Here is a 20,675-nt window from a genome sequence, read left to right as displayed (position 1 = left end):
TCACTCTGTTTGACTCACCCAATGGCATTGATTGTTCACAAGTACGGTGGTACCTCGATGGGGTCGCCCGAGCGCATTCGCAATGTGGCCAAGCGCGTGGCCAAGTGGGCCCGAGCTGGTCACCAAATGGTGGTTGTGCCCTCAGCGATGAGCGGCGAAACCAACCGGCTGCTCTCTTTGGCCAAAGAAGTTGCTCCCAGCAAGCACACCGACGCTGTCTTGCGCGAGCTCGACATGATCGCGGCGACGGGCGAGCAAGTGTCGGTTGGCTTGTTGTCGCTGGCTTTGCAAGCTGAGGGCATGGAAGCGGTCAGTTATGCCGGTTGGCAAGTACCGATCAAGACGGATTCGTCCTACAGCAAGGCGCGCATTCAAAGCATCGATGACGTGCGTGTGCGGGCTGATCTGGAGGCTGGCAAGGTGGCGATCATCACCGGCTTTCAGGGCGTGGATGATCAGGACAACATCACGACCTTGGGTCGTGGCGGTTCAGATACCTCGGCGGTGGCTGTGGCGGCTGCGATGCGGGCCGACGAATGTCTGATTTACACCGATGTTGATGGTGTCTACACCACCGACCCGCGCATCGTGCCTGAGGCCCGCCGCATGGCGCGGATCAGTTTCGAGGAAATGCTCGAAATGGCAAGCTTGGGCTCCAAGGTTTTGCAGATTCGCTCGGTCGAGTTCGCTGGTAAATACCGGGTGCCGCTGCGTGTCTTGTCCAGCTTCACGCCGTGGGATATTTCGATCGACGAGGAAGCTCGGTCGGGTACGTTGATCACCTTTGAGGATGATGAAAAGATGGAACAAGCCGTTGTCTCTGGGATTGCTTTCAATCGGGATGAAGCCAAGATCACTGTGGTCGGGGTCCCGGACAAACCCGGTATCGCCTCGCGCATCTTGGGTGCGGTTGCCGACGCCAACATCGAAGTCGATGTGATCCTGCAAAACGTGTCGCACGGCGGTAAGACGGATTTTTCCTTCACCGTGCATCGCAACGACTACCAAAAGACCCTAGATTTGCTCAAGTCGGGCGTGGTGGCTTCGTTGGAAGCGGCGGATGTGGTGGGTGACACCCGGATTTGCAAGGTGTCGATCGTGGGGATCGGTATGCGCTCGCACGCGGGTGTCGCAAGCACCATGTTCCGCACCTTGGCCGATGAGGGCATCAACATCCAGATGATCACCACCAGCGAGATCAAGACCTCGGTGGTGATCGATGAAAAGTACATGGAACTGGCTGTTCGTGCGCTTCACAAAGCTTTTGCACTCGATGAGTCGCAAACGGCTGTTTGAAGTCGGGCAAAACAGGCTACAATCTCAATCCTTCGGAGACGTGACCGAGAGGCCGAAGGTGCTCCCCTGCTAAGGGAGTATGCGCGCTAAAACGTGCATCGAGGGTTCGAATCCCTCCGTCTCCGCCAAAACATGCAAAAGCCCTTGTGTTGCCCGGTTCTTAAGCCGTGCACCAAGGGCTTTTTGCTGGGTTGGTCTTGTATCGTTGCGTAGTTTCTTGACTCCCTATTTTCAGATGAGGTATCGATGACCGGCCGCACTCTCTACGACAAGCTCTGGGATGAGCATGTTGTTCATACCGAAGAAGATGGCACGGCTGTGCTCTACATTGATCGCCATCTGGTGCATGAAGTCACCAGTCCCCAGGCGTTCGAAGGTCTGCGTTTGGCGCATCGCCCGGTTTGGCGGGTCAGTTCAGTGGTCGCGACGGCCGACCACAACACGCCGACCACGGGCTGGGACGCGGGGTATGACGGTATTGCCGATCCCATCTCTCGCCAGCAAATCACCACACTGGATACCAATATCCGTGAGTTTGGTGCTGCGGCCTACTTTCCCTTTCTCGACAAACGTCAAGGCATCGTGCATGTGATGGGCCCGGAGCAGGGCGCCACATTGCCAGGTATGACCGTCGTTTGTGGTGACAGCCATACCAGCACGCATGGTGCTTTCGGGGCGCTGGCGCATGGCATCGGCACCAGTGAGGTCGAGCACGTTTTGGCCACGCAGACGCTTTTGGCCAAGAAAGCCAAAAACATGTTGGTCAAGGTAGATGGCAAGCTGTCGGCCGGTTGTGGTGCCAAGGACGTGGTGCTGGCCATCATTGGCCGTATCGGTACCGCTGGCGGCACCGGGTACACCATCGAATTTGGGGGCTCAGCCATCCGTGCACTCAGCATGGAAGGTCGTATGACCGTCTGCAACATGGCGATCGAGGCGGGTGCCCGCGCTGGCTTGGTGGCGGTGGATGACAACACCATCAACTATGTGCGCGGCCGGCCGTTCACGCCGCAGGGCGTCGAGTGGGATCAGGCCGTGACCTACTGGCGCACGCTGCATTCCGATGCCAACGCCAGCTTCGATACCGTGGTTGAGCTCGATGCCGCGCAGATCGCGCCGCAAGTCACATGGGGCACCAGCCCCGAGATGGTGCTGTCGATCGAAGACCGCGTGCCGGATCCTGACAAAGAGCGCGATGCCAACAAGCGTGATGGCATCGAACGCGCCTTGAAGTACATGGGCTTGGCGCCCAACAAGGCGATTGCCGATATCCGTATCGACAAGGTCTTCATTGGTTCTTGCACCAACAGCCGTATCGAAGACATGCGTGAAGCCGCTGCTGTGGTGCGTCGTATCGGCGGGCGTATTGCCTCGAACGTCAAGCTGGCCTTGGTGGTGCCGGGTTCAGGACTGGTCAAGGCACAGGCTGAAGCCGAAGGCTTGCATCTGATCTTCAAGGCGGCCGGCTTTGAATGGCGTGAACCAGGTTGTTCGATGTGTCTGGCGATGAACGCTGATCGGCTGGAGCCGGGTGAGCGGTGTGCTTCGACCAGCAATCGCAATTTCGAAGGTCGTCAAGGTGCGGGTGGTCGCACTCACTTGGTCAGCCCGGCGATGGCGGCTGCGGCCGCGATGCAAGGTCATTTCGTTGATGTGCGTCGCATTGCCTGACGCGTACAAGGACACTCATGCAAGCCTTTACCGTGCACAAGGGGCTCGTGGCCCCGATGGATCGCGAAAACGTCGATACGGACGCGATCATTCCGAAGCAGTTTCTCAAGTCGATCAAACGCAGCGGCTTTGGGCCGAATTTGTTCGATGAGTGGCGTTATTTCGATGTTGGCCAGCCGGGTCAGGACCCCGCCGAGCGCCGTCCGAATCCGGACTTCGTGCTGAATCAACCGCGCTACGCCGGGGCTTCGGTGCTGTTGGCGCGCAAGAATTTTGGGTGTGGTTCCAGCCGCGAGCACGCACCGTGGGCGTTGGAACAGTACGGTTTTCGCGCCATCATCGCTCCGAGCTTTGCCGACATTTTCTTCAACAACTGCTTCAAGAATGGCTTGCTGCCGATCCAACTGCCAGAAAGCGTGGTGGCGCAGTTGTTTGACGAGGTTCATGGCTTTCCTGGTTATCAGCTCACAGTCGATTTGCCGCGCCAAGTCATCGTCAAGGGTGACGGCAGTGAGATTGCTTTCGAGGTGCAAGCCTTCCGCAAGTACTGCTTGGTCAACGGTTTCGACGATATCGGCCTGACCTTGCGCCACCAAGACAAGATCAAGGCCTTCGAAGCTGAGCGTTTGGCTAAGATGCCTTGGCTCAATCATCGCCAAGTCGGCTGATTTCCTCCTTTGTATTCAAGCTAGTCCATGACCATGAAGATTGCAGTTCTGCCGGGTGACGGCATCGGATCCGAAATCGTTGCCGAGGCCGTCAAGGTGCTCAAGGCGCTTGACCTTTCTTTCGAAATGGAAGAAGCGCCCGTCGGTGGTGCGGCTTACGAGGTGAGTGGACATCCGCTGCCAGACTCGACCCTGAATCTGGCCAAGGCGGCTGATGCCATCTTGTTTGGTGCAGTCGGTGACTGGAAGTACGACACCTTGGATCGCCCGCTGCGCCCGGAGCAAGCGATTCTTGGTTTGCGTAAGCACCTCGGTTTGTTCGCCAACTTCCGCCCAGCCATTTGCTACGAGCAACTCACACACGCTTCGAGCTTGAAGCCCGAACTGGTGGCCGGACTCGATATCCTGATCATTCGTGAACTCACCGGTGACATTTATTTTGGTCAACCACGTGGCCGCCGCGTGGCCACCGATGGTCACTTTCCCGGTGCCGAAGAAGCTTTCGACACGATGCGCTATAGCCGACCAGAAATCGAACGCATCGCCCATGTCGCCTTTCAAGCGGCTCGTCTGCGTGACAAGCGTGTGACCAGTGTCGATAAGGCCAACGTGCTTGAAACCTTCCAGCTCTGGAAGGATGTGGTGACAGAGGTGGGTCAGCACTATCCCGACGTCGCTTTGGATCACATGTACGTCGATAACGCTGCGATGCAACTGGTGCGCGCACCCAAACGCTTTGATGTGATCGTGACGGGCAACATGTTCGGCGACATCCTCTCTGACGAAGCATCCATGCTGACCGGCTCCATTGGCATGTTGCCGTCGGCCTCACTCAATGCGCAGAACAAGGGCCTGTACGAACCCAGCCATGGCAGCGCGCCAGATATCGCCGGTAAGGGTATTGCCAATCCGTTGGCAACCATCCTCTCTGCCGCCATGATGCTGCGCTTCTCCTTGGGGCAAGCTGCAGCCGCAGATCGCATCGAACAAGCGGTCAAAACGGTGCTCGCTCAAGGTTTTCGTACGGTCGATATTGCGGAAGCAGGGGCCAAAACCGTGGGAACAGCGGCCATGGGCGATGCCGTGGTCGCTGCATTGACGGCCCAAGGCTGATACAAGATCCTGATTATTTGTAAAGGAATGAAAATGCAACTCGTAGGTATCGTCGGCTGGCGGGGAATGGTGGGTTCGGTTTTGATGGACCGAATGAAAGAAGAAGGAGATTTCTCACATTTCGAGCCAGTTTTCTTTTCAACCAGCAATGCTGGCGGTGCGGCTCCTGCGATGGCTCGCAATGAAAGCACCCTCAAGGATGCTTACGATATTGATGCGTTGCGTCGTTGCGACATTATTTTGACAGCGCAAGGTGGGGACTACACCACAGAGATTTTCCCCAAACTGCGTGCTGCTGGCTGGAATGGGCATTGGATTGATGCCGCGTCAACGCTGCGGATGAATTCCGATGCGGTGATTGTGCTTGATCCGGTCAATATGCCGGTGATCAAGAATGCACTCGCAGCGGGTGGCCGTAATTGGGTGGGTGGTAATTGCACCGTGAGTTGCATGCTGCTGGGGGTTGGTGCGCTTTATAAAGCCGGTTTGGTCGAGTGGATGAGTACCATGACCTATCAGGCCGCTTCCGGTGGTGGGGCTCAGCACATGCGTGAACTGCTGACTCAGTACGGCACGCTTAACGCCGAGGTCCGTTCGCTGCTGGATGATCCCAAAAGCGCGATTCTGGAGATTGATCGCAAGGTGATCGCTAAGCAACGTGGTCTTAGCGTTGAGGAAACGGCTCATTTTGGGGTTCCTCTGGGTGGTTCGCTGATTCCTTGGATTGACAAGGATCTTGGTAATGGCGCTTCCCGTGAAGAGTGGAAAGGCATGGCTGAAACCAACAAGATTCTTGGTATCGGTGAAGGTTTTTCTGCTCCGGCTATTCCTGTGGATGGTTTTTGTGTTCGCATTGGAGCCATGCGTTGTCATAGTCAAGCGTTGACCTTCAAGTTGCGTAAAGACGTGCCAGTCGCTGATATTGAGGCCTTGATTGCTCAAGATAATCCTTGGGCAAAGGTCGTACCGAATACCCGTGAAGCGACCTTGGCTGGGCTGACACCTGTTGCGGTGACCGGGACGCTCAATATTCCAGTGGGTCGAATCCGAAAGCTGGCGATGGGCCCAGAGTACGTCGGTGCATTTACGATTGGTGATCAACTTCTTTGGGGTGCAGCGGAACCATTACGCAGAATGCTCAGAATTCTTCTGGAGCATTGATTTTCCTGTGTGAAAATCCCTGTTGTCCGTTTGCAGCGGGCAAGGGAAGGTCGATCTGACGATCTCCTTCCCGCAGTTCTTGGCTCGGGGCGAAGCTTGTGCTGTTGGAAGCTTGATGCTATCTTCGAAACAAGACTCGTCGTTTTTTATTGAATTTTTCCTACCAACGGACCTGTGAATCGCATCTGTTTCACTGTGTGCGGGAGACGCTTTGAAAACTAACCCGAAGCAAATTGCGCGTTCGGCTCTGAACGAACTTGCTGCAGCTGCAGCGATTACGGCCTTACTCTGTACGGCTGCTCAGCCAGCTTGGTCCTTGGGACTTGGCCGATTGGTGGTTCAGTCCTCCTTGGGGGAATCGTTGCGCGCAGAAGTGGATGTCACCAGCATCACGCTTGATGAGGCCAACAATCTGCGAGTCAGGGTCGCCCCTTCTGATGCCTATCGCGTTGCAGGGATTGATTACAACCCTGTGTTGACGGCGACGAGCGTGTCGCTACAGAAGCGGGCAGATGGGTCTAATTACTTGCAAATCGTCAGTGATCGCGTGGTTCAAGAACCTGCGGTCGATGTGATCCTTGAGATGTCTTGGACCACAGGTCGGTTGATGCGGGAATACACGTTGTTGTTTGATCCCCCGGTCACCGCAGCGCAGACCACGGCCGCGCCGCCTGTTGCTAATTTGCAACCGACCCTGCCTGTGGATGCCTCATTGGCCGTGCCGTTGCAGGTGGCCTCTGCGGCTGCCTCGGCTTCCGATAGTCCTGTTGCCGCCGCCGCTGCTTCCGCTCCGGACATCGTTGATCGCGCTCCTGAGTTGCAGGTTCCAGCGTCGGCCCCGGATGCGCCGCCGGTCGTCAACAGTGCGCCTGCGCCTGCCCCTGCACCTGAAGTGGCTCCGCCAGCGTTGCAGCAACCCCCTGTGGTTTCGCCGCCTGTGACGCCACCCGTGGAGGAGGTTGCGCCGAAGAAATCAGGTGCTCCTAAGGAGGGCGCAACCGCTCCGACGGAGTACCGCGTCAAGCGTGGCGATTCGTTGACGGCCATTGCTCAACGCAACATGTTGTCTGGCGTTTCGTTAGAGCAGATGTTGGTTGGATTGTTTCGGGGTAACGCGCCGGCCTTTGTGGCGAGCAATATGAACCGCCTTAAGTCGGGCGTTCTGATCTCGATCCCTGACCAAGCGCAAGTGGCTGCGATTGATCCGGCCCAAGCGCGGCAGTTGATCCATGTGCAAAGCGCCGATTTCAATGCCTATCGACAACGGTTGGCTGCTGCCGTGCCCGCGCCTGTAGATGCTGATGTGTCACGCCAAGCAACATCGACGGGGAAGGTTCAAACAGAGGTCCAAGATCGGCATCAGGCTGCTGCACCGACGAAGGATCGTTTGACGATTGATAAAAAGTCTCCCGCAGCCAAGGGTGGCGTTGCAGCGCCCCTCACCCGTGAAGACAAAATTGCGGCGGATCGTGCTCAACGTGATGCAGCTGATCGTAAGGGTGAGTTGCAGCGTAACCTTGAGGACCTGAAGAAGTTGCAAGCGGCTTCTTCGTCGAATGTTCCCGGTGTTGCATCCGTGGCGTCTTCGGTCGAGGCCAAGGCGGCTTCTGCGCGTGGTAGTTCGGTCTTGCCACCGATGAAGACGGCTTCTTCTGCCCTCGGAGCTGCTACCGTGGCGTCGGCTGCGGCGTCGGTGACTGCCGAAAAGGCTTCCACCGTGGCCTTGGTTGCCTCTTCCGGTGCATCCGCAGGAAGTGCCCCGGAAACGGTCGTGCCCGTGAAGCCGGTCGCCTCTGGTGTGAGTGGCTCTGCCAGCAACAGCGGAAATATTCCGCATCAGGCCATCCCTGCGGCGTCAGCTCCAGCAGCGGCTGAGCCCTCTTTGTTGGATAGCTTGTCCGATAACCCGTATGTCTTGCCTGGTGCCGGTCTGGTTTTGGCGCTGTTAGCCGGGTTGGGATACTACCGTTTGCGAGGCAAGGGTAAGGACGAAGCCGGTGTTTCTTCTTTCTTAGAAAGTCGGTTGCAGCCGGATTCTTTCTTTGGTGCAAGTGGTGGTCAGCGGGTTGATACGCGTGATGCTTCGGCCGCACCCTCATCAATGAGTTACTCGCTCAGTCAGATTGACGCGATCGGTGATGTGGATCCTGTTGCTGAGGCCGATGTTTACTTGGCTTACGGGCGTGACTTACAAGCCGAAGAAATCCTGAAAGAGGCTCTGCGTTCATCGCCAGATCGCTTGGCAATTCGTTCCAAATTGCTGGAGGTTTACGCCAAACGTCGGGATGTCAAGGGTTTTGAATCCATGGCGGGTGAACTCTACGGTTTGACCGATGGGCATGGCGAAGAGTGGGTGAAAGCTCAGGAATTGGGTCGTTCGATTGATCCTGAGAATCCGCTCTATGAACCAGGCGGTCATCCACAAGGGGGCGCAAGCATGGGTGCTGGTGAGCCCTTGGGGGCAACGACCATGCCGCAATCTGTGGTGCCGTCGGCTTCACGCTTCCAGCAAAGCAACCAAGCGTCGATGTCTTCACGCGGTATGCCTTCTGCGCAGGATGATGTGTCGATTGACCTTGATATTTCAGTGCCCAGTGAAATTGGGGACGATTTCATGTCGCCGAGAAGCGCTCCTGCGGCCACACCTTCGGGTGGCGTAGGTGTGCGAAAGGCTGCTGAGTCGCCTTCGCATGTGGGTTCTGGCAGCAGCATTGATTTCAATGCGGATGACTTCGATCTGCCGAAGATGCCGAGTGTTGGGCCGGTTTCGCTGCATGACGATTCGCACAGCCTTGATTTTGGTGCCGTCTCACTTGATTTTGACTTGCCTCCGAGTGCGACCCCTGCACAAGGTGCTTCTGAGGATGCAGAGTCGGATCCGTGGGTACGTAAGATTGAGTTGGCCGATGAATTCCGTCAAATTGGCGATATCGAAGGTGCACGAGATATGTTGCTCGAAGTGGTTGAAAAGGCCAATCCGAGTTTGAAGGCTAAAGCGAAGAGAATGCTCGACTCTTTGGGTTGAACGCTCGTGCGTTAAGTCAGATCTTTTTTTCTACTGGCCAATTTGCGAAGACACGAAATGTCTTTCGCAAATTGGTTTTTTTCTTAGCTCACTTGTGACGCCATCCAGCAGAATTGCTCTAGGTATTTCTTATCGGGGTTCGTTATACCGAGGTTGGCAGGTCCAGAAAGATGGGCTGATGACGGTGCAAGGAAGCCTCGAAAATGCCATCGAGAAGTTTACGGAGCACACCTGTCGAACCGCCTGTGCCGGGCGTACCGATGCTGGAGTTCATGCCTTGAATCAAGTCGTGCATTTTGATGCCCCAGTTCGCCGAGATATGTTTTCTTGGGTAAGGGGGCTGAATGCATTTCTGCCTTCAGATATTGCAGTTCGTTGGGCTCGTGAGGTTGATGCCAGATTTGATGCCCGTAATGCAGCCATTGGTCGGCGGTATCGATATATTCTGTTCGAATCACCAACGAGGCCTTCGATAGAAAATGGGCTGGTCGGCTGGACGTTCAAACCCATCAACGTGGATTGCATGCGTGAATCAGCGGCGATGCTTTTGGGTGAGCATGATTTTTCAGCCTTTCGCTCTTCTCAATGCCAAGCAAAATCGCCCATCAAAATATTGCGAGAAATTAATATTTCAAAAAAAGGAAACTATCTTTTTTTTGATTTTGAAGCATCTGCTTTCTTGCATCACATGGTCCGAAATATCATGGGCTCACTTTTGATGGTTGGATCAGGCGTCAAGCCGACGCATTGGATGCAGGATATTCTCCTTGCTCAGGATAGAAAACTTGCGGCACCGACCTTCTCCCCGGACGGCCTTTATTTCATCGGGCCCCGATATGAGCCTTCTTGGGGTTTGCCAGAAACCGGCTCTGAATTTCAAGATTTATGGGCTTTGGCATGATTCAAAGAACGCGGATTAAAATTTGCGGCATCACCCGAGAAGCTGATTTGGAGGTCGCTGTCCAAAGTGGCGCCGATGCTTTGGGATTTGTTTTTTATGACAAAAGCCCGCGTCATGTGTCATTGGATCGGGCCGTTGAGTTGGTGCGGCATTTGCCGCCTTTTGTGACCCCCGTGGGCCTGTTTGTCAATGCCCATCCCGCCTTGATTGAAGAGGCCTGCGAACGCTTGCCAACGCTACTTTTGCAGTTTCATGGCGATGAAACCCCAGCGGCTTGCGAGTGTTATCAGCGGCCCTATGTTCGAGCCGCTCGGATGGCCGCTGATTTTGATTTGTTAGACTTCGCGCGCAAATTTTCTACAGCGCAGGCGGTGCTGCTCGATGCCCATGTCGATGGGTATGGGGGTGGCGGAAAGGTTTTTGATTGGTCGCTGATTCCTTCCGGCGTGGCCCGTCCGGTCGTTTTGTCTGGTGGGTTGAATCCTGCCAATGTGATCGATGGCGTGAGGCATGTTCGCCCTTGGGCCGTGGACGTCAGTTCCGGCGTTGAGGTCGCCAAGGGCATCAAGGACCCCGCGTTGATCCGCCGTTTCTGCGCTGCTGTGCGTGAAGCCGATGAGCTTCAGCAGGTTCAGCAGACGGCACAAGCTTCCCAAGATTCACAAGGTTGAGACCATGTTTCATTACGACCAGCCCGATGCCCGTGGGCATTTCGGCGTTTACGGCGGCAGCTTCGTTGCCGAAACCCTCAGCCACGCGCTTGACGAATTGCGCGCCAACTACGACCGTTACCGCGACGATCCAGCGTTTCTGGCTGAATATCGCCGCGAGTTGAAGTACTTTGTGGGTCGCCCGAGCCCGATCTATCACGCGGACCGCATGAGCCGTGAAATGGGTGGTGCGCAGATTTATCTGAAGCGCGAAGACCTGAATCACACAGGTGCGCACAAGATCAACAACGTGATTGGTCAAGCGCTACTGGCCAAGCGCATGGGCAAACCGCGCGTGATCGCCGAGACCGGTGCGGGCCAGCACGGCGTGGCCACCGCGACCATCTGCGCGCGCTATGGCTTGGAATGCGTGGTCTATATGGGCGCCGAAGATGTCAAGCGCCAGAGCCCGAACGTCTACCGCATGCATCTGCTCGGTGCCAAGGTGGTGCCAGTTGAGTCGGGCAGCAAGACCTTGAAGGATGCGCTGAACGAAGCGATGCGCGACTGGGTCACCAACGTTGAGAACACTTTCTACATCATTGGCACCGTGGCCGGTCCGCATCCGTACCCGGCGATGGTGCGCGACTTCCAAGCCATCATCGGCCAAGAATGCTTGACGCAGATGCCCGAGATGATCGGCGCGCCCGACCGTCAGCCCGATGCGGTGATTGCCTGTGTGGGCGGTGGCTCAAACGCGATGGGCATCTTTTATCCCTACATTCCCTTGGAGGGCACTCGGTTGATCGGTGTCGAGGCGGCGGGTGAGGGCATGGGTACGAACAAGCATTCGGCCTCGTTGCAGCTCGGCAAGCCGGGGGTGCTGCACGGCAACCGTACCTACATCTTGCAAGACGTCAACGGCCAGATCACCGAAACGCATTCGATCTCGGCCGGTCTCGACTACCCTGGTGTTGGCCCCGAGCACGCTTATCTGAAAGACATCGGCCGGGCCGAATATGTCGGTATCAGTGACAAAGAAGCGCTCGAAGCCTTCCACTACCTGTGCCGCACCGAGGGCATCATCCCGGCGCTGGAGTCGAGCCACGCGGTGGCGTACGCGATGAAGTTGGCCAAAACCATGCGTCCGGATCAGCACATCTTGGTGAATCTGTCCGGTCGGGGCGACAAAGACATCGGCACGGTGGCTGATTTGTCGGGTGCCGAGTTTTATTGCCGGCCGTCGTGTCGGGGCCTGAGTGTCAAGGGAGCCTTCTGATGAGTCGCATTCAAGCCACCTTTACGCGTTTGGCCGAGCAAGGCCGCAAGGCGTTGATTCCGTATGTGACGGCGGGGGATCCGTACGCCGACATCACGGTGGAGCTGATGCACGGCATGGCTGCTGCTGGCGCCGATGTGATCGAACTCGGTGTGCCTTTTTCTGATCCGATGGCCGATGGCCCGGTGATCCAGCGCGCCAGTGAGCGTGCGCTGCTCAAAAACATCTCGACCACCGATGTGTTGGCGATGGTGCGTGTTTTCCGCGAGAAGGATGCCACCACGCCGGTGGTGTTGATGGGTTACGCCAACCCGGTCGAGTGCTACGGCCCGGACCGCTTCGTCGATGACGCCAAGGCGGCGGGTGTCGATGGTGTCTTGATCGTTGATTACCCGCCGCAGGAGTGCGAGGTCTTTGCCGCACGGCTGCGGGCTGCCGACATGGATGCCATTTTTCTGCTCGCGCCGACCTCGACCGATGCCCGCATGGCTGACGTCGGTCGCATCGCCACCGGCTACGTCTACTACGTCTCGCTCAAGGGCGTGACGGGTGCCGGGCATCTCGATACCGATGCCGTGGCGCGCATGGTGCCCCGCATTCGCAGCCATGTCAGCGTGCCGGTGGGGGTGGGTTTTGGCATTCGCGATGCCGCTACGGCGGTGGCGGTGGCGAAATCCTCCGATGCGGTGGTGATCGGTTCCCGTATCATCCAGCTGATTGAAAACGAGCCGCGCGAGCGGGTGGTGCCGGTGGTTGCCGGTTTCCTCCGCGAGATCCGTGTGGCTTTGGATACGCTCCAAGGAGAAACTGCATGAGTTGGCTCGACAAGCTTCTGCCCCCAAAAATCCAGCGCACCAATCCAAGTGATCGGCGCTCGGTGCCTGAGGGCCTGTGGATCAAGTGCCCGTCGTGCGAGACGGTGCTCTACAAAACCGATCTTGAGCAGAACGTCCAAGTCTGTCCGAAGTGCAGCCACCACCACCGCATTGGTGCCCGGGCTCGGCTGAATACCTTTCTTGATGGTGAAGGCCGTTATGAGATCGGCCAAGAGGTGCTGCCGATCGACGCCTTGAAGTTCAAGGACAGTCGCAAGTACCCGGATCGGCTCAAGGATGCCCTCGAAGCCACGGGTGAAACCGATGCGCTGATCGTCATGGGCGGCTCGGTGATGAGTATCCCCTTGGTGGTGGCGGCTTTCGAGTTCGAATTCATGGGCGGCTCCATGGGGTCGGTGGTGGGTGAACGTTTTGTGCGTGGCGTCGAAACCGCCATTGAGCAAAAAGTGCCGTTCATCTGCTTCACGTCCACGGGGGGCGCACGCATGCAAGAAGGCTTGCTCTCCTTGATGCAAATGGCCAAGACCAACGCTGCTTTGACGCGTTTGGCCAAAGCAAAGTTGCCCTATATCAGCGTCTTGGCGGACCCGACCATGGGTGGGGTTTCGGCCAGCTTTGCCTTTGTGGGTGACGTCGTGATCGCTGAGCCCAAGGCCTTGATCGGCTTTGCTGGTCCGCGTGTGATCGAAAACACCGTGCGGGAAAAGCTGCCCGAGGGCTTCCAGCGTGCTGAGTTTTTGCTTGAAAAGGGTGCCATCGACATGATCGTGGACCGGCGTGAACTGCGTGCCACAGTGGCCCGATCCTTGGCCATGCTGCAACGCCAGAGTGCGGATGCTGTCGCTTGAGTTGGGTAGCAAAGCAGTTTCATGCATCCTTCGACTTTGGCCGAGTGGCTCGCGCATTGCGAGCGTTTGCATCCCCGAGAGATTGATCTCACCCTGACACGGGTGGTTCGTTTACGGGATCGGTTGGGGCTGCGTTTTGACGTGCCCGTCTTCACGGTGGCGGGGACCAACGGCAAGGGCTCGACCTGCGCCATGCTTGAAGCCATCTTGCTGCAAGCAGGCTATCGGGTGGGGGTCTACACCTCACCCCATTTGGTTGATTTTGAAGAGCGCTTGCGTCTAAACGGTGAGATTGTTCGCGCGGAACAGTTGCTGCCGCACTTTGACGCTGTGGAGCGCGCGCGCCAAGCTGGAGGCGATGCGGTCGAACTGACTTACTTTGAGTTCACCACCTTGGCGATCCTGCACTGCCTCGCAGCCCAAGCTTTGGATGCGGTGGTCTTGGAGGTCGGCTTGGGTGGGCGGCTTGATGCGGTCAATGCGATCGACGCCGATTGTGCGGTGATCACCTGCATTGACATTGACCACAGCGCATGGCTCGGTTCAGACCGTGAAAGCATTGGGCGTGAAAAGGCCGGCATCATGCGTGCGGATCGGCCCGTGATCATCTCGGATCCGATGCCGCCAGCCAGTGTGGTGGCCCATGCCCAGACCATCGGTGCCGATGCTTGGTTGTTTGGGCGGGATTTCAACTATGCCGGTGATCGACAGCAGTGGAGCTGGCGTGGACGAGGTCGCAGCCATAGCGCGCTGGCGTATCCCGCTTTGCGCGGCGCCAACCAATTGATCAATGCTTCGGGCGTGTTGGCGGCCTTGGCGGCTTTGCGTGATCGACTGCCCGTCACTGCCCAAGCGATTCGCAATGGCTTGGCGATGGTGAATTTACCCGGCCGCTTCCAGATCATTCCCGGTCAACCGACGTTGGTGCTGGATGTGGCGCACAACCCGCACGCTGCCGCTGCCTTGGCACAAAACTTGGACCAAATGGGATTCTTCCCTCGGACCTTGGCGGTGTTTGGTGCTATGGCGGACAAAGATTTGGAGCATTTGGTCAGCCCTTTGTTGGCGTTGATCGATGTTTGGCATTGTTGTGATTTGCCGACGGCCAGGGCCGCTTCGGCGCAGCAACTCGCTGAGGTGATTCGTCCACCCGAGTCTGGCGTCACAGATGGCAACACCCAGCGTGTCTATCGCCATGCTTCTGCGCGAGAAGCGCTCCAAGCGGCGCTGGCTGAGGCCGACCCCACTGATAGAATCGTCGTCTTTGGCTCTTTCTACACTGTGGGTGGTGTGTTGGAAGCAGGGCTTCCGAGTTTGAGAGGCGCGCACGTCGCCCCTGTCGGAGAGGCCCTGTCTTTGACGGGCACGCACTGAGTTCTGCCCGCCACCGATCTGACCCATGGGATTCCTTTCTTTTTTGCAGCGCAAGAACAAGCCGACTGGAAGCGTGCTGTCCTCCGGGGCCGCCGATGTTGTTCAGCTTGAGCATCTGCGTGTGCGTGCCCGCCATCGGCTGATCGGTGCCGTGGTCTTGGTGGCTGGGGCGGTGTTGGTTCTGCCGCGTGTTTTTGATAGTCCCCCTCGACCGCTGTCGGCGGGCTCCGGCGTCAAGATCGAAATGGTGGGTGGCGCTGGGGGCGTGGCTTCTGCCTCCGTGGTCGCTTCTGTCAGCCCTTCTGCCAGCGCTTCGGAGGCACCTCAAAGCAGTGTGACCGCGTCGGTGACGACGACGAAGAGCGCAGCCTCTCAGCCTTTGGGCAGCGCCGCCTCCAAGTCGGTTGTTGCTGTGGCCCGTCCGCCGGCGCTTGCGAGTCCACTGAAGGTGCCCGCATCACCGCCACCGGTTGTGTCGCATCCGACCAAGACCGAAGCCGCACGGGCCCAAGCCCTGTTGGAGGGCCATGATGAGAGAAAAGCGGTCGCCAAGTCGGAAGTGACCACCCGTTTCTTTGTGCAGTTGGGGGCATTCGAACAAGCCAGCGCCGCACGTGACATGCGTCAGCGGGTGGATCAATTGGGACTCAAGGCCCATGAGCAAGAGCTGACCACCGCGTCAGGGCGTCGCATCCGCGTTCGGGTGGGGCCCTACTCTTCGCGTGAAGAGGCCAACGCGGTGATGGCGCGCATGCGTGCCAGTGGCTTGCAGCCCGCGATCATGGTGCAGTGATCTCCATGGGGTGGCTCGACGGGATTATGCTTGCCGTGTTGGCCTTGTCGATGGCCGTGGGCATTTTCCGAGGCTTGGTGTTTGAGCTGCTGTCCATGCTGGCTTGGGTGGCCGCTTGGTTTGTGGCCCGTCAGGCTGGGGCGGTCGCCGGTAGCAAATTGCCGTTGCCAATCCACGATCCGGCCATCAGCGCTGCGGTTGGTTTTGCGGTGGTTTTTGTCGCTGTGCTGTTCATCGTTCGCTTGTTGACGAGTTTGGTTCGCCAAGTGATCCATGCCTCGCCGCTGGGCGGCATCGATCACTGGTTGGGGGCGATGTTCGGTCTGACACGGGGTGTGGCGATTGTGCTGGCCTTGGTGACCTTGCTGGCCATGACGCCCATGAGTCGCCAAGACCTTTGGCGGGCATCCGTGGGTGTCCGTTGGGCCCAGCAGCTCGGGCATTTTTTGTCGCCCCTGTTGCCCAGTGATCCGCTTCATACCAAGTCAGCCCAAGCCGGTGGTCGGCGGGTCGATCGGGTTTCTTGAGTTCTTTTGAATCGGTTGCTGCCTCATCGGTAGGCTGCAACCACCCACCGAGGGAGTATCGATGTGTGGCATCGTTGGGGTGATTTCCAAATCGCCCGTCAATCAGTTGATCTATGACGCTTTGCTGTTGTTGCAACACCGGGGGCAAGACGCTGCCGGGATCGTGACGGCTGTAGGCACCAAGTTTTTCATGCACAAAGCGCGTGGCATGGTGCGGGATGTGTTCCGCACTCGCAACATGCGCTCCTTGCCGGGCAGCGTCGGCTTGGGCCAAGCTCGCTACCCTACGGCGGGCAACGCCTACAGCGAGGAAGAGGCGCAGCCGTTCTACGTCAATGCTCCGTTTGGGTTGGTGCTGGTGCACAACGGCAACCTGACCAACGCCCATGCGCTCAAGAAAGAGCTGGGTGAGGTGGATCGGCGGCATCTGAACACCGAGAGCGACACCGAGGTGCTGATCAATGTGTTGGCCCATGAGTTGCAGCAAGCCGCTCATGGGGCCACGTTGGGCGTGGATGAGATTTTCAAGGCTGTGCGTGAAGTGCATCGGCGCATCAAGGGCTCATACGCTGTGATTGCGCTGATCGCTGGTTACGGCTTGCTGGCTTTCCGCGATCCTTTTGGCATTCGTCCGCTGTGTCTGGGTTCGATGCCTTCGGCTGACGGCGCACAAGAGTGGATGCTGGCCAGTGAGTCGGTCGCCCTTGAAGGCACGGGCCATCAGATGTTGCGCGATGTGGCTCCGGGTGAGGCCGTCTTCATCGACATGAACGGCACTTTGCACAGCCAGCAATGTGCTGAGGCGCCGAGCTTGAATCCGTGCGTGTTTGAGTTTGTCTACTTGGCGCGGCCCGATTCAGTCATCGATGGTATTTCGGTCTATCACGCGCGCCTCAACATGGGTGAAACGCTGGCGCAGCGCGTCATCAATACCTTGCCGCCCAGTGAGATCGATGTTGTGATTCCGATCCCAGAGTCGAGCCGGCCTTCGGCCATGCAGTTGGCCCATCGTTTGGGCAAGCCGTACCGCGAAGGTTTCGTCAAGAACCGCTATGTGGGCCGCACCTTCATCATGCCGGGGCAAAGCGTGCGTAAAAAGAGTGTGCGCCAGAAGCTCAATGCCATCGGCATGGAGTTCAAGGGCCGCAACGTGCTGCTGGTGGATGACTCCATCGTGCGTGGTACCACCAGCCGTGAGATCGTGCAGATGGCGCGCGAGGCTGGGGCCAACAAGGTCTACATGGCTTCGGCTGCACCGCCGGTGCGCTTTCCCAATGTCTACGGCATCGACATGCCGACCAAGGCGGAGCTGATCGCGCATGGCCGTACTTTGGAAGAAATCCGTGAGTACATCGGTTGCGATGCCTTGATTTATCAAGATGTGGACGCCATGAAGCGGGCCGTGGCAGCGCTGCGGCCCGATCTGGCCGGTTTTGAGGCCTCGTGTTTTGACGGTCACTACATCACGGGTGATGTGACGGTCGAAGATTTCACGGCCATGCGGACCCAGCGTGCTGCGCAGCCTCAAGAAGAGGACGCCGCACAGCATTCCCGCTTGGCGTTGCAAAACGCGGTGGATTGAGCACAAGAAGAAGGACATTCCATGAGTCGTTCGACCCAAGAGCCCGGGCGCTTGCCCCGGGTGCTGTTGCCGGAAGATGTGCGCAGCGAAACCCTTGCTGTGCGTGAAGGTCTGCCAGCCACCCCCTGGGGTGAGAACTCCGAAGCGCTGTTCCTGACCAGCAGCTTCGTGCATCCGAATGCGGCCACGGCCGCAGCACGCTTTGCCAACGAAGAAGAGGCCTTCGTCTACAGCCGATTCACCAATCCGACCACCATGATGATGGAGCGTCGGTTGGCAGCCCTCGAAGCCACCGAAGCCTGCATCGCCACCAGCAGCGGCATGGCCGCCATCATGTTGCTGGTGATGGGGCTGCTCAAGGCGGGCGACCATGTGGTGTGCTCGCAAAGCGTCTTTGGTTCGACCATCCGCCTTTTGCAGGGTGAATTTGGCAAGTTTGGTGTGCAGACCACGTTTGTCTCGCAGACCGATGTCGGTGCTTGGCAGGCCGCTATCCAGCCCAACACCAAGCTGTTTTTTGCCGAAACGCCGAGCAATCCGCTCACCGAGGTCTGCGATATCCGTGCTTTGGCCGATGTGGCGCATGCTGCCGGCGCTTTGCTGGCGGTGGACAACTGCTTTTGCTCGCCAGCCTTGCAGCAGCCCGCCAAGTTGGGCGCGGATGTGATCATCCATTCGGGCACCAAGTATCTGGACGGGCAGGGCCGCGTGTTGGCCGGTGCTTTGTGCACCACCCAAGCCCTGATCGATACCAAGTTCATGCCCGTGATGCGCTCGGCCGGGATGAGCCTGTCGCCCTTCAATGCATGGGTTGTGCTGAAGGGGCTGGAGACGTTGGCGATTCGCATGCAGGCCCAGAGTCGCACGGCGCTTGAATTGGCTGCGTGGTTGGAGGCCCAACCCCAAGTGGCGCGCACCTATTACCCCGGTTTGGCGTCACATCCACAGCACGCGCTGGCCATGGCGCAGCAAAGCGGTCTCGGCGGCGCGGTGGTGAGCTTCATCGTGCGCGGTGACCGTCCTGAAGCGGGTCGCACCCACGCTTTTGCGGTGATCGATGCGACCCGCATTTGCTCGATCACCTCCAATCTGGGTGATACCAAAACCACCATCACTCACCCGTCGAGTACTTCGCACGGTCGGTTGAGCGAAGACCAGCGCCTGGCCGCCGGGATCACGCAGGGCATGATTCGCGTTGCTGTCGGTTTGGAACACATTGAAGACCTGAAGGCTGACCTCGCTCGCGGCCTCGCCCTGATTTGAATCTGTCATGACCCAAGTACGTACTCGTTTTGCCCCATCGCCGACCGGTTTTATCCATCTCGGCAACATCCGCTCGGCACTTTATCCGTGGGCTTGGGCGCGCTCGCAGGGCGGCACCTTTGTGCTGCGCATCGAAGATACCGATGTTGAGCGTTCGTCGCAGGCGGCGGTGGATGTGATCATCGAGGGCATGAAGTGGCTCGGTCTTGATCACGACGAAGGCCCGTTCTATCAGATGCAGCGCATGGCGCGCTACAAAGAGGTGCTGGCGCAGTTGCAGCAGCGCGGGGCGGTTTATCCCTGCTACATGAGCACCACTGAGCTCGATGCGCTGCGCGAACGCCAAATGGCCGCCAAGGAAAAGCCCCGCTATGACGGCACTTGGCGGCCGGAAGAAGGCAAGGTCTTGCCGTCCGTGCCCGAAGGCGTGCAGCCGGTGCTGCGCTTCAAGACGCCGCAAGGCGGCTCCGTGATCTGGGGCGACAAGGTCAAGGGCCGCATTGAGATCAGCAACGACGAGCTTGATGACTTGGTGATCGCTCGACCCGATGGCACGCCGACCTACAACTTCTGCGTCGTGGTCGATGACATCGACATGGCGATCACGCACGTGATCCGGGGCGATGACCACGTCAACAACACGCCGCGCCAGATCCACATCTTCCGCGCCCTGGGCGTGGAGCCCCCGGTTTACGCCCACCTGCCCACCGTGCTGAACGAGCAGGGCGAAAAGATGAGCAAGCGCTACGGCGCCAAGCCGGTGACGCAGTACCGCGAAGAAGGCTATCTGGCCGATGCGGTGGTGAACTACCTCGCGCGCTTGGGCTGGAGCCACGGCGACGACGAGATCTTTAGTCGCGAGCAGCTGGTGGCGTGGTTCAACCTAGATCACCTCGGTCGCAGCGCTGGTCAGTTTGACGAAGCCAAGCTGCGCTGGGTGAATGCCCAGCACATGAAGAGCTGTGACAACGCTGTGTTGGCTGGTTTGGTGGCGGAGCAGTTGGAGCGTCGTGGTTTGACGGTGACGGTTGATGAGCGTTTGGCTGCGATGTGCGCGCTGTTCAAAGACCGTTGCAGCACCACGGTCGAGCTGGCCGAGTGGCTTTCGATCTACTTCAGCGATGTGCAGCCCAGCGAGGCGGATCTGGCGCAGCATCTGAATGAGGTGTCGCGCCCGGCCTTGGTGGCACTGCGTGAACGGCTTGCTGCGTTGACGGTGTGGGATGCCGCCTCGATCAATGCAGCCATCAAGGCGGTGATCGGCGAATCCAAGCTGAAAATGCCGCAACTGGCTATTCCGCTGCGTGTTTTGGTCTGTGGTCGGGCGCAGACCCCGTCGGTGGATGCGGTGTTGGCTCTTTTTGATCAAAAAATTGTTGAAAAACGCTTGCAAAGCATTTGAAGCTTTGCCATAATTTCGTTCTCGCTTGAACAACGAGACGCTTCCAAGAGGGGGTATAGCTCAGCTGGGAGAGCGCTTGCATGGCATGCAAGAGGTCAGCGGTTCGATCCCGCTTACCTCCACCATCAAAGCGTTTTGAAGTTCAAGTCATGAAGGTTTAGACCCCTTCGTCTAGAGGCCTAGGACACGACCCTTTCACGGTCGGTACAGGGGTTCGAATCCCCTAGGGGTCGCCACTGCGGAGTGGTAGTTCAGTTGGTTAGAATACCGGCCTGTCACGCCGGGG

At 58.1% G+C, this 20,675-nt stretch carries 17 protein-coding genes and 3 tRNA genes; all 20 read left to right on the top strand.

The genetic code is table 11. The features are described 5' to 3' along the window. The first annotated feature begins 21 nt into the window (after positions 1 to 21). The 20 genes from AB3X39_RS11835 (at position 22) to AB3X39_RS11740 (ending at position 20,625) form a co-directional block, all read left to right on the top strand. Positions 22 to 1,296 carry an aspartate kinase gene (locus AB3X39_RS11835; protein ID WP_369417588.1) on the top strand — a complete coding sequence of 425 codons (1,275 nt, stop codon included), beginning with the start codon at positions 22 to 24 and terminating at the stop codon, positions 1,294 to 1,296. A 34-nt stretch (positions 1,297 to 1,330) separates the two neighbouring features. Next, positions 1,331 to 1,424: transfer RNA gene (locus AB3X39_RS11830), tRNA-Ser, on the top strand. Positions 1,425 to 1,542: 118 nt separating this feature from the next. Further along, the gene (gene leuC, locus AB3X39_RS11825; protein ID WP_369417587.1) at positions 1,543 to 2,967 is read left to right on the top strand and encodes a 3-isopropylmalate dehydratase large subunit; all 1,425 of its coding nucleotides are present in this window, start codon (positions 1,543 to 1,545) and stop codon (positions 2,965 to 2,967) included. 17 nt (positions 2,968 to 2,984) lie between these two features. Continuing rightward, positions 2,985 to 3,635 carry a 3-isopropylmalate dehydratase small subunit gene (leuD, locus tag AB3X39_RS11820; protein ID WP_369417586.1) on the top strand — a complete coding sequence of 217 codons (651 nt, stop codon included), beginning with the start codon at positions 2,985 to 2,987 and terminating at the stop codon, positions 3,633 to 3,635. Between the two features lie 33 nt (positions 3,636 to 3,668). Continuing rightward, the gene (leuB, locus tag AB3X39_RS11815) at positions 3,669 to 4,748 is read left to right on the top strand and encodes a 3-isopropylmalate dehydrogenase (RefSeq protein ID WP_369417585.1); all 1,080 of its coding nucleotides are present in this window, start codon (positions 3,669 to 3,671) and stop codon (positions 4,746 to 4,748) included. Positions 4,749 to 4,781: 33 nt separating this feature from the next. Next, positions 4,782 to 5,909, top strand: coding sequence for an aspartate-semialdehyde dehydrogenase (gene asd / locus AB3X39_RS11810; protein WP_369417599.1), 1,128 nt, complete (start codon positions 4,782 to 4,784; stop codon positions 5,907 to 5,909). Positions 5,910 to 6,120: 211 nt separating this feature from the next. After that, positions 6,121 to 8,934: a FimV/HubP family polar landmark protein gene (locus AB3X39_RS11805; RefSeq protein ID WP_473964900.1), complete on the top strand. Its 2,814-nt coding sequence runs from the start codon at positions 6,121 to 6,123 to the stop codon at positions 8,932 to 8,934. 94 nt (positions 8,935 to 9,028) lie between these two features. After that, complete coding sequence (truA, locus tag AB3X39_RS11800) at positions 9,029 to 9,835, top strand: tRNA pseudouridine(38-40) synthase TruA (RefSeq protein WP_369417583.1); 807 nt, start codon at positions 9,029 to 9,031, stop codon at positions 9,833 to 9,835. Continuing rightward, complete coding sequence (locus tag AB3X39_RS11795; protein ID WP_369417582.1) at positions 9,820 to 10,506, top strand: phosphoribosylanthranilate isomerase; 687 nt, start codon at positions 9,820 to 9,822, stop codon at positions 10,504 to 10,506. The genes truA and AB3X39_RS11795 overlap by 16 nt, the downstream gene beginning before the upstream one ends. Positions 10,507 to 10,510: 4 nt before the next feature. After that, positions 10,511 to 11,764 (top strand): tryptophan synthase subunit beta, encoded by a 1,254-nt coding sequence (trpB, locus tag AB3X39_RS11790; protein ID WP_369417581.1) that lies wholly within the window; start codon positions 10,511 to 10,513, stop codon positions 11,762 to 11,764. Beyond that, positions 11,764 to 12,579 carry a tryptophan synthase subunit alpha gene (trpA, locus tag AB3X39_RS11785; protein ID WP_369417580.1) on the top strand — a complete coding sequence of 272 codons (816 nt, stop codon included), beginning with the start codon at positions 11,764 to 11,766 and terminating at the stop codon, positions 12,577 to 12,579. Before trpB ends, trpA begins: the two co-directional genes overlap by 1 nt. Continuing rightward, positions 12,576 to 13,448: an acetyl-CoA carboxylase, carboxyltransferase subunit beta gene (accD, locus tag AB3X39_RS11780; protein ID WP_369417579.1), complete on the top strand. Its 873-nt coding sequence runs from the start codon at positions 12,576 to 12,578 to the stop codon at positions 13,446 to 13,448. Before trpA ends, accD begins: the two co-directional genes overlap by 4 nt. Positions 13,449 to 13,469: 21 nt before the next feature. Further along, positions 13,470 to 14,822, top strand: a complete 1,353-nt coding sequence (folC, locus tag AB3X39_RS11775; RefSeq protein ID WP_369417578.1) for a bifunctional tetrahydrofolate synthase/dihydrofolate synthase — start codon at positions 13,470 to 13,472, stop codon at positions 14,820 to 14,822. A gap of 25 nt (positions 14,823 to 14,847) precedes the next feature. Continuing rightward, positions 14,848 to 15,615 carry an SPOR domain-containing protein gene (locus AB3X39_RS11770; RefSeq protein WP_369417577.1) on the top strand — a complete coding sequence of 256 codons (768 nt, stop codon included), beginning with the start codon at positions 14,848 to 14,850 and terminating at the stop codon, positions 15,613 to 15,615. A 26-nt stretch (positions 15,616 to 15,641) separates the two neighbouring features. After that, positions 15,642 to 16,142, top strand: a complete 501-nt coding sequence (locus tag AB3X39_RS11765) for a CvpA family protein (protein ID WP_369417576.1) — start codon at positions 15,642 to 15,644, stop codon at positions 16,140 to 16,142. A gap of 61 nt (positions 16,143 to 16,203) precedes the next feature. After that, on the top strand, positions 16,204 to 17,724 hold the full coding sequence (gene purF / locus AB3X39_RS11760; RefSeq protein ID WP_369417575.1) for an amidophosphoribosyltransferase: 1,521 nt from the start codon (positions 16,204 to 16,206) through the stop codon (positions 17,722 to 17,724). A 21-nt stretch (positions 17,725 to 17,745) separates the two neighbouring features. Further along, a complete protein-coding gene (locus tag AB3X39_RS11755) occupies positions 17,746 to 18,987 on the top strand; it encodes an O-succinylhomoserine sulfhydrylase (protein WP_369417574.1) in 1,242 nt (413 codons plus the stop codon). A 7-nt stretch (positions 18,988 to 18,994) separates the two neighbouring features. Further along, on the top strand, positions 18,995 to 20,389 hold the full coding sequence (gene gltX / locus AB3X39_RS11750) for a glutamate--tRNA ligase (protein WP_369417573.1): 1,395 nt from the start codon (positions 18,995 to 18,997) through the stop codon (positions 20,387 to 20,389). 49 nt (positions 20,390 to 20,438) lie between these two features. Further along, positions 20,439 to 20,514, top strand: a tRNA-Ala gene (locus AB3X39_RS11745). A 35-nt stretch (positions 20,515 to 20,549) separates the two neighbouring features. Then, positions 20,550 to 20,625: transfer RNA gene (locus AB3X39_RS11740), tRNA-Glu, on the top strand. Positions 20,626 to 20,675: the final 50 nt, after the last annotated feature.

Source organism: Leptothrix ochracea (assembly GCF_041083635.1).
In the GTDB taxonomy this organism is placed as follows: Bacteria; Pseudomonadota; Gammaproteobacteria; order Burkholderiales; family Burkholderiaceae_C; genus Sphaerotilus; species Sphaerotilus ochraceus.
This window is presented reverse-complemented; position numbering and strand designations above follow the sequence as displayed.

Coding starts and splice junctions, on each gene's coding strand:
- AB3X39_RS11835 (WP_369417588.1), top strand. CDS start 22: ATGGCATTGATTGTTCACAAGTACGGTGGTACCTCGATGGGGTCGCCC.
- leuC (WP_369417587.1), top strand. CDS start 1,543: ATGACCGGCCGCACTCTCTACGACAAGCTCTGGGATGAGCATGTTGTT.
- leuD (WP_369417586.1), top strand. CDS start 2,985: ATGCAAGCCTTTACCGTGCACAAGGGGCTCGTGGCCCCGATGGATCGC.
- leuB (WP_369417585.1), top strand. CDS start 3,669: ATGAAGATTGCAGTTCTGCCGGGTGACGGCATCGGATCCGAAATCGTT.
- asd (WP_369417599.1), top strand. CDS start 4,782: ATGCAACTCGTAGGTATCGTCGGCTGGCGGGGAATGGTGGGTTCGGTT.
- AB3X39_RS11795 (WP_369417582.1), top strand. CDS start 9,820: ATGGGCTTTGGCATGATTCAAAGAACGCGGATTAAAATTTGCGGCATC.
- trpB (WP_369417581.1), top strand. CDS start 10,511: ATGTTTCATTACGACCAGCCCGATGCCCGTGGGCATTTCGGCGTTTAC.
- trpA (WP_369417580.1), top strand. CDS start 11,764: ATGAGTCGCATTCAAGCCACCTTTACGCGTTTGGCCGAGCAAGGCCGC.
- accD (WP_369417579.1), top strand. CDS start 12,576: ATGAGTTGGCTCGACAAGCTTCTGCCCCCAAAAATCCAGCGCACCAAT.
- folC (WP_369417578.1), top strand. CDS start 13,470: ATGCATCCTTCGACTTTGGCCGAGTGGCTCGCGCATTGCGAGCGTTTG.
- AB3X39_RS11770 (WP_369417577.1), top strand. CDS start 14,848: ATGGGATTCCTTTCTTTTTTGCAGCGCAAGAACAAGCCGACTGGAAGC.
- AB3X39_RS11765 (WP_369417576.1), top strand. CDS start 15,642: ATGCTTGCCGTGTTGGCCTTGTCGATGGCCGTGGGCATTTTCCGAGGC.
- purF (WP_369417575.1), top strand. CDS start 16,204: ATGTGTGGCATCGTTGGGGTGATTTCCAAATCGCCCGTCAATCAGTTG.
- AB3X39_RS11755 (WP_369417574.1), top strand. CDS start 17,746: ATGAGTCGTTCGACCCAAGAGCCCGGGCGCTTGCCCCGGGTGCTGTTG.
- gltX (WP_369417573.1), top strand. CDS start 18,995: ATGACCCAAGTACGTACTCGTTTTGCCCCATCGCCGACCGGTTTTATC.